At 64.7% G+C, this 13,888-nt stretch carries 14 protein-coding genes; 7 read left to right on the top strand and 7 right to left on the bottom strand.

The window, feature by feature from the left end; translation table 11 throughout:
• Window positions 1-57: 57 nt before the first annotated feature.
• Entirely contained in the window at window positions 58-1,326 is a 1,269-nt protein-coding gene (locus tag AC1VNY_RS06755) for an O-antigen ligase family protein (RefSeq protein WP_482404588.1), read from the top strand.
• On the opposite strand, the gene AC1VNY_RS06750 is transcribed toward AC1VNY_RS06755, so the two are convergent.
• Window positions 1,298-1,792, bottom strand: a complete 495-nt coding sequence (locus AC1VNY_RS06750; protein ID WP_155258446.1) for a MarR family transcriptional regulator — start codon at window positions 1,790-1,792, stop codon at window positions 1,298-1,300. The genes AC1VNY_RS06755 and AC1VNY_RS06750 overlap by 29 nt on opposite strands.
• A 123-nt stretch (window positions 1,793-1,915) precedes the next feature.
• Between AC1VNY_RS06750 and AC1VNY_RS06745 the strand changes: the two genes are divergently transcribed.
• On the top strand, window positions 1,916-3,115 hold the full coding sequence (locus AC1VNY_RS06745) for an FAD-dependent oxidoreductase (RefSeq protein ID WP_482404587.1): 1,200 nt from the start codon (window positions 1,916-1,918) through the stop codon (window positions 3,113-3,115).
• A 132-nt stretch (window positions 3,116-3,247) separates the two neighbouring features.
• Here AC1VNY_RS06745 and AC1VNY_RS06740 read toward each other — a convergent pair whose 3' ends face one another.
• From AC1VNY_RS06740 to AC1VNY_RS06730, 3 genes are all read right to left on the bottom strand, one after another.
• Entirely contained in the window at window positions 3,248-4,423 is a 1,176-nt protein-coding gene (locus tag AC1VNY_RS06740) for a saccharopine dehydrogenase family protein (RefSeq protein ID WP_482404586.1), read from the bottom strand.
• A gap of 66 nt (window positions 4,424-4,489) precedes the next feature.
• Window positions 4,490-5,272, bottom strand: a complete 783-nt coding sequence (locus tag AC1VNY_RS06735; RefSeq protein WP_038385424.1) for a DUF169 domain-containing protein — start codon at window positions 5,270-5,272, stop codon at window positions 4,490-4,492.
• A gap of 86 nt (window positions 5,273-5,358) precedes the next feature.
• Window positions 5,359-6,153: a YdcF family protein gene (locus tag AC1VNY_RS06730; RefSeq protein WP_482404585.1), complete on the bottom strand. Its 795-nt coding sequence runs from the start codon at window positions 6,151-6,153 to the stop codon at window positions 5,359-5,361.
• A 66-nt stretch (window positions 6,154-6,219) separates the two neighbouring features.
• On the opposite strand from AC1VNY_RS06730, the gene AC1VNY_RS06725 reads away from it, so the two are divergent.
• From AC1VNY_RS06725 to AC1VNY_RS06710, 4 genes are all read left to right on the top strand, one after another.
• Window positions 6,220-7,161: an acetamidase/formamidase family protein gene (locus AC1VNY_RS06725; protein ID WP_482404584.1), complete on the top strand. Its 942-nt coding sequence runs from the start codon at window positions 6,220-6,222 to the stop codon at window positions 7,159-7,161.
• An 87-nt stretch (window positions 7,162-7,248) separates the two neighbouring features.
• Window positions 7,249-9,075, top strand: a complete 1,827-nt coding sequence (locus AC1VNY_RS06720) for an AMP-binding protein (protein WP_482404583.1) — start codon at window positions 7,249-7,251, stop codon at window positions 9,073-9,075.
• Window positions 9,076-9,249: 174 nt separating this feature from the next.
• Complete coding sequence (locus tag AC1VNY_RS06715) at window positions 9,250-9,450, top strand: hypothetical protein (RefSeq protein WP_482404582.1); 201 nt, start codon at window positions 9,250-9,252, stop codon at window positions 9,448-9,450.
• A 145-nt stretch (window positions 9,451-9,595) separates the two neighbouring features.
• A complete protein-coding gene (locus tag AC1VNY_RS06710; RefSeq protein ID WP_482404581.1) occupies window positions 9,596-10,063 on the top strand; it encodes a GcrA family cell cycle regulator in 468 nt (155 codons plus the stop codon).
• 42 nt (window positions 10,064-10,105) lie between these two features.
• On the opposite strand, the gene AC1VNY_RS06705 is transcribed toward AC1VNY_RS06710, so the two are convergent.
• Window positions 10,106-11,074 carry an SDR family oxidoreductase gene (locus AC1VNY_RS06705; protein WP_370168103.1) on the bottom strand — a complete coding sequence of 323 codons (969 nt, stop codon included), beginning with the start codon at window positions 11,072-11,074 and terminating at the stop codon, window positions 10,106-10,108.
• Between the two features lie 228 nt (window positions 11,075-11,302).
• Here AC1VNY_RS06705 and AC1VNY_RS06700 point away from each other — a divergent pair, with 228 nt between their 5' ends.
• Window positions 11,303-11,440 (top strand): hypothetical protein, encoded by a 138-nt coding sequence (locus AC1VNY_RS06700; RefSeq protein WP_482404580.1) that lies wholly within the window; start codon window positions 11,303-11,305, stop codon window positions 11,438-11,440.
• Window positions 11,441-11,607: 167 nt separating this feature from the next.
• Here the strand turns inward: AC1VNY_RS06700 and AC1VNY_RS06695 are convergent, their stop codons facing one another.
• Window positions 11,608-11,787 carry a hypothetical protein gene (locus tag AC1VNY_RS06695; RefSeq protein ID WP_304500318.1) on the bottom strand — a complete coding sequence of 60 codons (180 nt, stop codon included), beginning with the start codon at window positions 11,785-11,787 and terminating at the stop codon, window positions 11,608-11,610.
• A 441-nt stretch (window positions 11,788-12,228) separates the two neighbouring features.
• Window positions 12,229-13,761 (bottom strand): porin, encoded by a 1,533-nt coding sequence (locus AC1VNY_RS06690; protein WP_482404579.1) that lies wholly within the window; start codon window positions 13,759-13,761, stop codon window positions 12,229-12,231.
• Between the last annotated feature and the right edge of the window lie 127 nt (window positions 13,762-13,888).

The raw sequence follows: 13,888 nt of genomic DNA, 5'->3' as shown, positions 1-13,888 counted from the left end.
CCGTCGTTGCGCGGGCAATGACAAACGTATGTATCTGTTGCGTTGCGTGAGTATCCCATGGCCTATGCGGCGACAGCCGGGACGTCCCATTCGCTGACATCGGCACCAACGGGCGTGCTGGCGCTGCAGCGGGCGCTGGTGTGGCTGGCCGGCGCGTCCGGCGCCATCGTGTTCATCGAGCCGAGCCCGTATGAGCTCGTCACGCTGACCGCCTGCGTGCTGTTCTTCGCCACGGGCCTGCGCATGCGGCTCGTGTTCATGCCGCTGCTGTTCACATTGATCGTGCTCAATGTCGGCTACAGCATCGGCGCGATACCGTTCCTCGACAAGCCGGAGGTGGTGAACTGGGTGCTCACCTCCTGGTACATGGCCGTCACCGTCATCTTCTTCGCGATGGTGATGTCGGAGGACACCGAAGCCCGCCTCGACATGCTGCGCCGCGGCCTGATCGTCGGCGCGATGATCGCCTCGCTCGCGGGCATCGCCGGCTACTTCCGTCTGGTGCCCGGCGGCTACGACCTGCTGACGCTGTACGATCGCGCCCGCGGCACCTTCAAGGATCCGAACGTGCTCGGCGCCTTCCTGATCCTGCCGGCGCTGTTCACGCTGCAGAGCGTCGTCTCCGACCGCTTCGGCAAGGCGTTCCGCAACGCGATCGCCTTCGGCATCATCTCGCTCGCGATCCTGCTGTCGTTCTCGCGCGCCGCCTGGGGCGGCCTCGTGATCACCGCGGCCTTCATGCTGGCGCTGATGGTGTTCACCAGCCGCTCGCAGGCGCAGCGCTCGCGCATCATCGTGATGACCTTGATCGCCGCGATCCTGGCCGTGGCGCTGATCGCGGTGCTGCTCTCGATCGGCTCGGTCGCCGACATGTTCAAGCAGCGCGCCAGCTTCGACCAGAGCTATGACGAAGGCCGCTTCGGCCGGTTCGGCCGCCACATCCTCGGCGCCCAGATGGCGCTCGAGCTGCCGTTTGGCATCGGGCCGCTGCAATTCCACACCTACTTCCCCGAGGACACCCACAATTCCTATCTCAACGCCTTCATGTCGGGCGGCTGGATCTCCGGCATCTGTTATCCGGCGCTGGTGCTCGTCACCGCGATCATCGGCTTCCGCTACGTCTATCTGCAGGTGCCGTGGCAGCGCGGCTATCTCGCGGTCTTCTCGGCGTTCCTCGGCTTCGTCGGCGAAAGCTTCATCATCGATACCGACCATTGGCGGCACTTCTGGATGATGCTGGGTACGATGTGGGGCATGTATGCGGCCGCAGAGCGCTATCGCGCGACGTCGGCACGGATCATCGACGAGTCTTCGGCGGCATCTTGAGGCTGGCGCGCTGCTCCGGCGGCATGTCGATCACCGCCTTCAATGCTCCGGTCGCTTCCAGCACGCCCTTGTAGCCGTCGTTGGCGAAGCGCAGTAGCAAGCGCAGCTCGTCGTCGGTGTAGCCGCTCCACAGCTTGAGCATCGCCTCCTGCATCGGCACGTAGAACTTGCCGATCTCCGCCGCCTTTTCCTCCACCACCGAGATGAAGACCTTGCGGCGGTCGCTCTCGTCCCGCTCGCGGCGCACGTAACCCGCCTTCTCCAGACGATCGACCACGCCGGTAATCGCGCCGGTGGTCAGGCCGGTGACTTCGGCGAGACGGCCGGCGGTCACGCGCCCCTCCAGATGCAGGATGTCCATGCATTCCATGTCGGAGTTGGAAATTCCGGCCATGTTCGCAACGGCTTGGCCGTACATCACGCCCTGCGCGGATGACCGGCGCATCGCCTCCTCGAGTTCCTGCATCAGCGCTGCACGCGACTTCGCACTTGACAAAGCGGCTCCTGTATCTTACTCGCCTTATATCTTAGATACTAAGATAGTTAGCAACTGACTTTTCCTACCCCGCACGGATGCATGGAGCAAGGCATGACCTCTCGTCCCCGTAAAGCTCTGATCATCGGCGCCGGCATCGCAGGTCCCGTGAGCGCGATGTTCCTGACCCGCGCCGGCATCGAGGCTGAGCTCTATGAAGCCTGGCCCTACTCCACCGGAATCGGTGGCGGACTGCAGATCGCGCCGAACGGCATGCATGTGCTGGCGGAGCTCGGCCTCGCCGACGAGTTGATCCGCAACGGCTCGATCGCGGAGTCCTTCGACTTCTATTCGCAGGGCGGCAAGAGGCTCGGCTCGCTCAACCAGAACATGCAGCAGCGCTTCGGCCAGCCCGCGGTGAACATGTGCCGCGCGACGTTGAACGAGACGCTGATCGACAAGGCCTGGGCTTCCAACGTCTCGGTGTTCTTTGAGAAGAAACTGGTCAAGATCGAGGACCGCGGCGACCAGCCCGTGATCGCCTATTTCAACGACGGAACCACCGCCGAGGGCGATTTCGTGATCGGCGCCGACGGCGTGCACTCGGCGGTACGGCGCCACGTGATCCCGGATGGGCCGACGCCGTTCGACACCGGGCTGATCGGCTTCGGCGGATTCGTGCCCCGCGCGGTGATCGAGAAGCTGCCGATCGGCCAACGGGTGGCGACCACGTTCGGGCAGAGCGGCTTCTTCGGCTATGGGATGTGCAGCCCCGATCCGGACACGGGCGCGATGTGGTGGAGCACGCAGCCGTCGCACGGCATGACCGCGGCGGCCTACCGGTTGCAGAGCCAGGACGCGATCAGGCAGCATCTGCGCGATTTCCACGCCGGCTGGCACGCGCCGATCCCCGAGATCATCGAGGCCGCCGAGAATATCGTGGTGACCGATACGCTCGACGTCGCGACGCTGCCGACCTGGTCGCGCAAGCGCACGCTGTTGATCGGCGACGCCGCGCACGCCACCAGCCCGCATGCCGGCCAGGGCGCATCGCTGGCGCTGGAGGACGCGCTGCGGCTCGGGATCCTGATGCGCGAGGGCCAGGAGCTCGGCATGACGTTCCAGGCCTTCGAGCACGAGCGGCGTCCACGCGCCGAGAAGATCGTGGCGATCGCCCGCCGCAACGGCAACAGCAAGCGCGAGTTCAGCCCGACCGGCGCCTGGCTGCGCGATCATATCCTGAAGCTGCTGCTGCCGGTGTCGTCCAAAGGCATGGACTTCATGTACGCGTATGATCCGCGGGCGGCGGCGTAGCCGTTACTGTCATGCCCCGCGAAAGCGGGGCATCCAGTACGCCGCGGCGTATCCGCTCAGGCACAACGGTCTCTGGAATACTGGATCGCCCGGTTCGAGCCGGGCGATGACATCGAGCAAGATTGCGAGACGCTACTTCTCGACCTCGAATGTCAGCCCGGCGTGATCGACCAGGCGCTTGATGAGCTTGTGCTGCATCGCGGCTCCCGGCGTCCAGAAGCCGGGCGCAACGTCGGGCGTGTCGCGCGACAGGCAGATTGCGCATTCCGAGATCATCTTCGAGGTCGAGCCATAGCCGGGATCGCGATCGCCCTTGACGCCGGCGCGGACCATGCGCCCGTCGGGCGCGACCGCGAGATAGAGCAGATCGTAGCGGCCGTTCTCGCGCTCTTCCTTTGACGGGCCCTCGCCCGGCTTCGGCGCGCTTGGGCCGGTCTTCTCGGCATTCAGCGCCATCACACGCTTGGCGTTGACCTCGCCCTTCTCGCCCGGGCCGGTCAGGACCATCTCGTCGTAGACGAAGTCCCGTCCGTAGGGAAAGCCCATCAGCATGTTGGAGCGGTGGACGTTGCGCGTATTGATCAGCGCCATCATGAACGGCGCGGTCCAGGAGTGCAGATCCTCCTCATAGGCCGGCTTGCTGCCGCGCGGCTGCTTCGGACCCTCGAAGCCCGGCGTCAGCGCGAACGGGTTGTTGAGGATCGCAACCAGGCTGAGGTCCTTGGCGACCGCATCGAACGTCGCCTTGGCGCTCGCGGCGGTGCCGCCGGACAGCGTACCGCGCATGTCGCGCACGCGGCCCTTGACGCGCGGCGCCGGCGCGCCGAACACGCGCCTCGCTTCCTCCTGCACGAAGAACGCGCCGAGCTCGAACGGCACCGAGTCGAAGCCGCAGGAGAATACGATGCGCGCGCCGCTCGTCTTCGCGGCGGCTTCGTATTTGTCGATCATCTGCCGCATCCAGATCGGCTCGCCGCAGAGATCGAAATAGTCGGTGCCGCTTTCGACGCAGGCCGCGATCAGCTCGTTGCCATAGAGCTGATACGGTCCGACCGTCGAGATCACAGACTTGGTTTGCGCCAGCATCGCCTTCAGCGAGGCGGCATCGCCGGCATCGGCGACGATCAGCGGCGTGTCGGCGGGCGCGCCGATCGCGTCGCGTACCGAGGCGAGCTTGTCCTTGCTGCGCCCGGCCATCGCCCATTTCAGGCTGCCGTCGCGATAATGCGCCGCGAGATATTCGGCGACGAGCTGGCCGGTGAAGCCGGTCGCACCGTAGACGACGATGTCGAGTTTCGACGAGGACATGGATCAGGCTCCCTGCGCAGCGAATTGGGCGCCCTTTTGTCATCGCGGGCGCGGCAACGCAATGCGCTATTTCTTGTACGATACGCCCATGCCGGCGCGCACGTCGGCCTGGATGCCGTAGGGCGCGATCGGGTAGCGCAAACCGTTCTTGGCAAGCTGCTTCATGCCCGCGATCGCCTTCACCAGATAGGCCGGCGGCAGTGCCATCAGCATCTCCTCGTCGGGCACGCCGCCGTAGCGGCGCTCGGCGAAGCATGGCAGCGACAGGCTCGGCTCGCCGGTCTTCAGCGCCCGCCCCCACGAATCCGCGCAGGCGGTCTCGCCGACCACGCCCCACTCGAACTTCTTGTAGCCGGTATACTGAAGCCCGTTGATCAGGATGATCATCTGTCCCGGCGTCGCATAGACGAGGCAGATGTCGGGCGGATTGAGGCGGCCGCTGGTCAGCGGGCTCACCGCCATCGCCTGGTACTGGCCGTAAGGCACCACATCGAGCGCCTCCTGGCGCTTTCGCGCGTCTTCGGCGGTGCCATGCCAGACGCCGACATAGTTCTCGCCGGCAAGCCACTTCTCGTCCTGCGGCGCGAGCCCGATCACCGCGCGGCATTGCGCGCCGACCAGATCGTCGCCGGTGATGCCGACGGTCCAGCCGAGCCGCGAGGCCATGCTGACGATCTGGTCTGTGGTGTGGACCGCCGACGGACGGCGGATCTTCGGGATCGCCTCCATCTCCTCGACGCGCGCGAACATCTTGATGCCGATGACCGTGGTCTTCAGCCGCAGCAGATTGTTCAGATCAGTGACGATTGCGCCGAGGTCGAACTGTTCCGGCGGTGTCTGCTGTTGCATGGCGTGAACTCCCGTGATCGGCGGCTTGGCGCCGCCCGTTGCGTAGATGTTAGGATTGGCCGTTGGAGGCGACAAGTGCCTGCGGCTCAGCGCGCGGCCGGTCCCGGCAGCAAATCATCGGTTCGGCCGGCCAGATGATAGGCCAGAAGCCCGATCCACTCCCGTGTGCCGAGATCGGTGCGCGACAGGCCCTCGATCGCAAGCGTCGCGAAGCTGAAGACATTGCCGACGCGCCAGTCGACCGGATAGGCCTCGACGTTGAATCCCGCCTTGCGGAACAGTCCGACCGAACGCGGCATGTGGTAGGCCGAGGTGACGAGCAGCCAGCGCTCGCCCGGCTTGGGATCGACCAGTGCCTTGGAGAACTCGGCGTTCTCCACCGTGTTGCGGGAGCGGCGCTCGATGATCAATCGCGACCTGGCAATGCCGAGACCCTCGAACATCTCGGCGGCATAGTCGGCTTCGCGCGCATCGTTCGAGATCAGGTTCGCGCTGCCGCCGGTGAACACAAGGCGCGCATTCGGATATCTGCGCGCGAGCGCCGCCGCCGCGACGACGCGATCGGCCGCGCTGCGCACCACCGGCGTGCCATGCGCCACCGACAGATCGGCATCGATCGAGCCACCGAGCACGATGATGCCGTCCGGCGCGCCGCGCGAGGCGTCCCATGGCGGGAAGCGCTGCTCCAATGTCGAGATCAGGACATTGCCGAGCGGCGAGAAGCCGCAGATCGCAAGCAGCAGCAGCGCGGCAACCATCAACCTGCGACCGAGGCGCGCAAACCGTGTCGACAACAGCACGGTGCCGATCACGCCGATACCGATCAGGAAGTTGATCGGCAGCAGCATGATGCCGAGCGTCTTGGAGAGCACAAAAAACAAGAGAAGCCCCTGCGAAGTTCTGCTACAGCGTCATACGCTGCTGGGAAACTAATCAAAAGCCGTCACATGACCCATCATCATCTGAAGTCGAGCCCCGAAACCTGCCATTGGGGCTTCTTTGAAGCCAAGCTGAAACCGGTTCTGACCGTCGCGAGCGGCGACGAGATCACGATCGAGACCGTCAGCGGCGGCCCGGACGTGGTGCCCGACCGCGGCAAATTCTTCGTTCCGCCGGAGCTCGACGACATCCATGCCAAGTGCGAGCGGATGGTACCCGGACATATTCTGACCGGCCCGATCGCCGTTGCCGGCGCCGAACCCGGCGACGTACTCGAGGTCGATATTCTCGACGTTCAGCTGCGACAGGACTGGGGTTACAATCTGATCAAGCCATTGTCCGGTACCCTGCCCGACGATTTCCACGAGACACGCGTCCTCAACATCCCGCTCGATCGCGGGCGCATGGTCGGCCGCATGCCCTGGGGGCTCGATCTGCCGCTCAAGCCGTTCTTCGGCGTGATGGGCGTGTCGCCGCCGCCGGCCTGGGGCCGCATCTCCTCGCTGATCCCGCGCGCGATGGGCGGCAATCTCGACAACAAGGAGCTCGGCGCCGGCGCCAAGCTCTATCTGCCGGTGTTCGTTCCGGGCGCGCTGTTCTCCTGCGGCGACGGCCATGGCGTGCAGGGCGACGGCGAGGTCTGCGTCACCGCGATCGAGACCGCGCTGACCGGCCGCTTCCGCCTCACACTGCGCAAGGATATCAAGCTCGCCTATCCGCGCGCAGAGACCGTGGACCATTACATGACCATGGCGATGGATCCCGATCTCGACCAGTGCGTGGTGCGGGCGCTGCGCGACATGATCGTGCTGCTCGGCGAGAAGCGCAATCTGTCGCGTGAGGACGCCTACACGCTGTGCAGTCTGGCCGCCGACCTGCGCGTGACGCAGACGGTCAACGGCTCCAAGGGCATCCACTGCATGATAGCCAAATCCGTGGTCCACGGCTGATGGGCGGTCGATAAGCCGCACTTGTGTTCCGCGAGCACGGCTCGATACAATCCCCATCCCAACGAACAAGAATGGACGGGGACGGATATGCTGAAGGACAGGCTTTCGCCGGCCGACGAGGCTGCGCGCGACCGGGAGATGCAGGAGACGCTCGCCGCCTGCCCGCGCATCCTCGACCTCATTGCCCGCGGCCCGCAGGGCGCGCCGGACGCCGAAGCCGCGATCTATCTGCGCTCGCCGCTCGATCCCGACCCGGCCGTGATCTCGAACGATCATTTGATGGGCTGCATCAAGGCCGCTGAAACCTATTTCCGCAAGCAGGGCATCGGCAAGGACGATGCGGTGGCCGTCCTGCTCCCGGCGTGCCCCGCGACCATCGTCGCGATCTTCGGCGCTGCCGCCTGCGGTGTCGCCGAGCCGCTCAACCTGCTGTTCACGCGCGAGGCGATCGTCGCCCAGCTCAACGCGATCAACGCAAAGCTGTTGCTGGCGCCGCCGCCGGGCATGCCGGGCGGGCTCTATGAGAGGGTCGAGGGCCTGCAGCGCGAGGTGCCGTCCCTGAAGCGCATCGTGATCGTACCGCTCGACGGCAGCATCGCTTTCGACGGCGAGGTGCTGCGGCCTGATCCCGCCTGGCGCGACGACTACGGCAGGTCCAGGGACATGAGCGAGGCCGACCGCGTCGCCGTGATGCTGCCGACCGGCGGCACCACCGGCCATCCCAAGGTGGCGCGGCTCACCAATCGCGCGATGGTCGCCTCCACGGTATCCTCGCGGATGGCGCTCGATTTCCATCGCGGCGAGCGCGCGATGATCACGATGCCCCTGTTCCATGTCGGCGGCCTGTTCTGCACCACGGCCAATTCCCTGGCGGCCGGCACGACGATGGTCATCCCCGGCCCCGCCGGCGCGCGCGATCCGGCGCTGGTCCGGCACTTCTGGCAGATCATCGAGAAGTACCGCATCAACATCGCCGGCAACGTGCCGACGATACTCGGCGCCCTCGCCGATATCCCGGTCGCGGACAGCGACATCTCGACCCTGCGTGTCACGGCCACCGGCGCCTCGATCTGCCCACCGGAGATCGAGCGGCGTTATCTTGCGACCTGGGGCGGCCCCTGCATCCAGCAGCTCTACGGCATGACCGAGCTCGCCGGCGCCATCACTCACGATGTGCACGGCGTGAAGCCGCGCGCCGAAAGCGTCGGCACCCGCAATCCGCTGGTCGAGCTTGCGATCCTCGACGGCGGCAAGCTCCACACCGGGCCGTGGCCCTCGCCGGTCGGCGAACTGCTGACCAGGGGCCCGCAGGTGTTCGCCGGCTATGTCGACAAGAAGCAGACCGAGGAGGCGTTCCGCGACGGCTGGCTGCGCACCGGCGACATCTGCCGGATCGATGCCGACGGCTTCGTCTACATCATGGGCCGTGCCAAGGACGTCATCATCCGCGGCGGCCACAACATCGATCCGCGCGCCATCGAGGACGCCGCGCTGGCCTTCCCGGGCGTGGCGCTTGCCGCGGCCGTCGGACGTCCCGACACCTACGCCGGCGAAGTGCCGATGCTGTTCGTCTCGGCGCAGCCCGGCTCGCATATCGATCCGAACGCGCTCGCAGCCTTCGTGCAGGACAACATCCTGGAGCCGCCGGCGCGCCCGCGCGTGGTGTCGGTGATTCCTGAGATGCCGGTCACGCCTGTCGGCAAGATCTTCAAGCCGAAGCTGCGCGAGATCGCCGCCGGCGAGGCCGCGCGCGAGCTGCTGGCGCTGGAAGGATTGTCCGGCGCGGTCAGTGTCGAGGCGGTCACCGATCCGTCCCGCGGGCTGTACCTGAGCGTGAGCGCGCCTCCGGACAAGGCCGAGACCGCTGAGCGGCTTCTCAAGAAGTTCCCGGTCAAGGTCGAGTTACGGTCCTAACACCCTCATTATTCAAGATAATCTGACTACAATACCGCGCCGGAACTGGCCTCCGGCGCGGCGGGGCGCGGCCGCCCGTATTTTACAGTCCATGGCTTGACGGACCGTCATATTCCTAAATAGACTCTAAATAGATACTTTTCAGTACAGGCGTTCAGGGTTAAGCGTTTCACCATGGCTACGGAAAAGGCCGAAACCGACCGCGTCCCGGTCACGCTGGCGCTCTCGACCATCGGATACCTCGAGAAGCTGGTGAGACAGGGCACCCACGGCACGAGCGTCCCGGGCGTCGCACGGACATTGATCGAGGAAGGCATTCGGCTCGCCATCAAGGACGGGTTGCTTGCAATCCGCGACAACAACCGCACGCCCTAGAGCATGATCCGGAAAAGTGGAGACCGGTTTTCCGAAGAGATCATGCTCAAAAGGGGATGAGATCACAGCGCGATCGCTTGTCATCGCGTGGTGAGCTCAGGCGTGTGCCGGCGCGGCGGTTCAACACAGAACGTGGAACCGTCAGATGATTGCCATCGAACCAACCTGGACGCCGGAGCGCGTCGACCAACTCAAGATCTACTTTGAAGCCGGCCTCTCCTGCCGCGACATCGCCGTCAATATCGGCGTCAGCCGCAATGCGGTGATCGGCAAGCTGTCGCGGCTGAACCTCACGCGTACGACGCCGGACGAACGACGGGCCCGGCGCAAGAAATCCGCCGCGCACGCCGTGCAGCGGGCGACCGCCAAGCAGCAGCTCCGGTTGCTTCAGGCTGTCTACGAGCAGCCCTGCGACGATGCACCGATCGTCAGCGCCAACAATTGCTCGCTGTTCGAGCTGAGCGAGCAGCGCTGCCGCTGGCCGATCAGCACCCCGGGCGCCGACGATTTCTGCTTTTGCGGCAACACGCCGCTCGGCGGCATGCCCTATTGCTCGGGGCATTACCGCCTCGCTTATCAGGCGGGCTCGCGCCAGCGCGCGATGCGCGGGTAGCCCTTGAGTGAAGCCGTCCCGTACGCGATGCGGGACGGTCGCTCAGCCGACCTTCCAGCCGGTTGCCGCTACGATGTTCTGGTAGAACTCCGGCGTGTAGGCCTGTTCCGGAGTCTTGCGCACGCGCTCGTCGAGCAGATGCGCGTCGTCGCCGACCAGGATGCGCCAGCGCTCGGCCTTGACGCCGTCGAGGATGATCTTGGCGGCGGCCGCCGCCGAGGTCGGCGCCTCGTCGCGGAAAATGCGATCGCGGTCTAGCGCAAGCTGCTGGATATCGGCATCCGACATTTTGGCAACGTCGATGCCCTGCCCCTTCAGGCGTTGACGCGCTTGCGTCAGTTCGTCAGCGGTGAGGTGATCGGAGCTGGTGCCGAGCTGCACCTTGCGCGAGTTCGACACGATCGAGGTGCCGATGTGACCGGGCATCACGACCGAGCACTTCACATGCGGCGCATTGAGGCGGAGATCGTTGATCATCGCCTCGGTGAATCCCTTCACGGCAAATTTCGCCGCGCTGTAGGCGGTGTGCGACACGCCCATGCCGACCGAGGCCCAGAAGCCGTTGACGCTCGAGGTGTTGACGATGTGCGCCTCGTCGGCCTTCACCAACAGCGGCAGGAAGGTGCGGACGCCGAGATAGACGCCGCCCCAACAGATGTTGAAGGTGCGCTCCCACTGCTCGCGCGTGTTGGAGAACAGGCTGCCGCCGCCACCGATGCCGGCGTTGTTGAACAGCAGGTGGATCTTGTCGGTCGCCTGCTGCTCGATCAGCTCATCGCGAAAGCGCTTGTAGTGATCCTCGATCGAGACGTCGGCAACGTGCGTCGTGATGCGCAGGCCCTGCGGCAGCTTCTCGACCTCGCAGAGCCGCTTGGTCTCGGCCATCGCCTCGGCCGAGACGTCGCACATCGCGACATTGCAGCCCTCGGCAACGAGCTGCCGTGCCAGCTCGCGCCCCATGCCCGTGCCGCCACCGGTGATGACGGCGATCTTTCCGGCAAAATCCTTCATGTGAGATCCGTTCCTTCCTTATTTTTCTTGCCCTGGTTCTTCTTTGTTTCGGCCGGAGCGCGGATCGCAGTCCCAACCGCTTGGCTGCGGCACCTTACATCACCGAATTGTCGCCCAGCAACGGCGCCTCCTCACGCGCAAGTGAGCCGCTTGCAGCAAATTGAAGCAGCGGCGGCGTAACGAGATCATTCCGCGTTGCGAACAATCCGACATCGACAACAGGAGACGATGATCGTGCACATCCTGAACAGATTGGTCGCGACAACGCTGATGGCGATCGCGGCCGGAATTTCCACCGCGGCCGCGGCCGCCGAGGTAATGCCAGCGAAGCAGCGCAACAGCACCTGCGCAGATGGACCACGTTGATCGCAGAGCGCGGCGCGCGGCAGCGCGCGATCGTCATAGGCGGAGCTCTGACAATGCTGGGATCAGGTCGCCCGAATTCGAATACTTATTTGCGAAGCGCGTGAGCCTCACGCGATGATCGCGTGCATGTTGGCGGCAGGCCACGCCGCGTCATGATGCGGCCCGCGCTATTCGGCGGTCTCGATGCGCACGGATGCGCGCCGCCGCAGGACGCCGGCACCCGCGCTCAGGGCCAGCTTGAACAGGCCGCGCCACGAGAAATCGATGATCACCTCATGGTGCCGCAATCCCTTGCCGCCCTTCACCAGACCGAGATCCCGGATCAGGCAATAGTGGCCGCTGCTCATGCGCGCCAGGCGGCTGTTCTTGAAGCGTCCCATGAATGGCGAGAATGCACTGCGGATCGATTCCGTCAAATCTTGACGGCGTCGAATCGGCAAGGCGACGGCAACCCGATCGCCAGCCGCAGCTTGCGCGGGCCGCGCGCGCCACCATCGTCGACGCTGGCTGCCCCCTTGAATCAAAAACCTCCGGCAGGGCATTGCCGGAGGTTTGGGAGGCTTAGCAGCCAGCTAAGAGCCATCATTCAATGTGTTGGCCGTGCCGTATATAGTTTAGTAGATCAGGTAAGTAAATAAGTTTGCGGCTGATGAATCGCATGGCTCGTCTTCGTCGTTCGCGTGGACCGAAATGGACGCAGCTCAGCTCTTCTCGGAATCTCCCGCAAACAAAAAACCCCGGCAGTTGCCTGCCGGGGTTCTGTAGGATCGTGATCAGATCAACCGGTATTACCAGTTGCGCTGAGCGCGGAAGAGCATCTGGACAGTGTCCTGATCCTTCAGCTCGTAGGTCGCGGTCGGCTTGCCGATAGCAGTCGACGATGTGGTGATGATGCCCGCATACTTCTGATCGAGGTGCGAGTAGGTCACGTCGGCCGAGAAGGTCAGGTTCTTGACCGGGGTCCAACGGGTGATCACGCCGATCTGCGCGATGTTGTAGTCGGGGTTGCAGGCGGTCACGCCAGCGCCGCCAGCGAATGCGGCACGGAACGAACCACCGACGCCAGCAACGCCGCAGATGAGCGACTTAGCCGCGTCGTTGTACGAGACAGCGGCGAACGCACCGTACAAGCTGGTGTTCCAGTAGGGATCCCAGTTGTGGGTGTACGCACCGCGCATACCCCAGGTCTTGATGGACTGCTGCTGACCGCCGGGGCCGAACACCGTGTCGGGTGCCGTTCCGAAGCCAACGCTGCCATAGACGCCCGGCAGGCTCGAACCGCCGAAGATGGCGATCGAGCTGGCCTGGCTGGCCAGTTCCTGGATGTTGTAACGGGTCGCACCGTCGGTGTAGACGCCCTGGATGTTGATGGTGTCGCCGGGTCCGGTCGGGATGTTCTTGATCGACAGGGCCAACGCACCAGCCCAACCCCACTTGTCGTCGGGATGACCGGTCAACTCGGTGCCGCCGTAGTAGGCAGCGTGGTTGTCATGCGCGGCGACCGACGCCTGGAAGATACCCCAAGCCTGGTCGACCTTGAGCGAAGCGACGAAGTCCGGAGCGATCGTGCCGGCGTAGTCGCTGGAGCCGTAAGCACCACCGACACCGAGGTTGTTCACGCCAGCCTGCATGTAGGCAACCTGGTCCTGCGCCGACAGAGCGAGCGACACGCCGTTGCCGAACTGCGCGGTGTAGGTGAACTGGTTGATGCCGTTGGTGGTGTTCACGCCACCGACGAGCGCGTCGTAGTTGTTGCCCGGATAACCGTTCCAGGGGGCAGCGAACTGCGAGACCGCCTTACCCATCGTGAAGCCGGCGAACTGGATGAAGGCATAGTAGACGCCGACCGTACCGGCAGCGACGTTGCCCGAACCTGCGTTGTTCGGCGCAGAAGACGAGCCGATCGCCGAGTACACGGTCGAGCCGTTGCCCTGGCCGGCATAGGTGTCGGACGTCCAGGTGAACACCGCATCGAAATAGGTGCGGACCACGCCGTATTCGGTCGCGGTGCGCGTATCGATGTTGAAGTCTTCACGCGAACGCCAGGTGTAGCCGTTCGTGAAACGGTTGTTGGCACCGCTGGCGCCGTTGTAGTTCGCGCCGTACACGCTGTTGCCGTTCACCACGACGTCAGCACGCACATAGCCGCCCAGCTTGATGCAGGTGTCGGTGCCGGGGATGTAGTAGAAGCCCGGACCGTAAAGCGAGCAAACCTTCACGTACTCGACCGCTTTGGCCTTGACGGGAAGATCGGCCGCCTGTGCCCCGCCGACCGCGACCAGCGCAGCCGTCGAGCCCAGGATAAGGCTCTTCAAATTCATATTAAACCTCCAAGTTGCTCATATGCGGAGAGTCCGAGGCCGCGAGCGCCCCGTGATCCTCCCGCATTGTCCAAGACCGTTTTCCCCAAACCCCGCACCCTCAGATCAATCTGTGGTGTGCGACGGA

The organism is Bradyrhizobium ferriligni, assembly GCF_056837965.1.
This window is presented reverse-complemented; position numbering and strand designations above follow the sequence as displayed.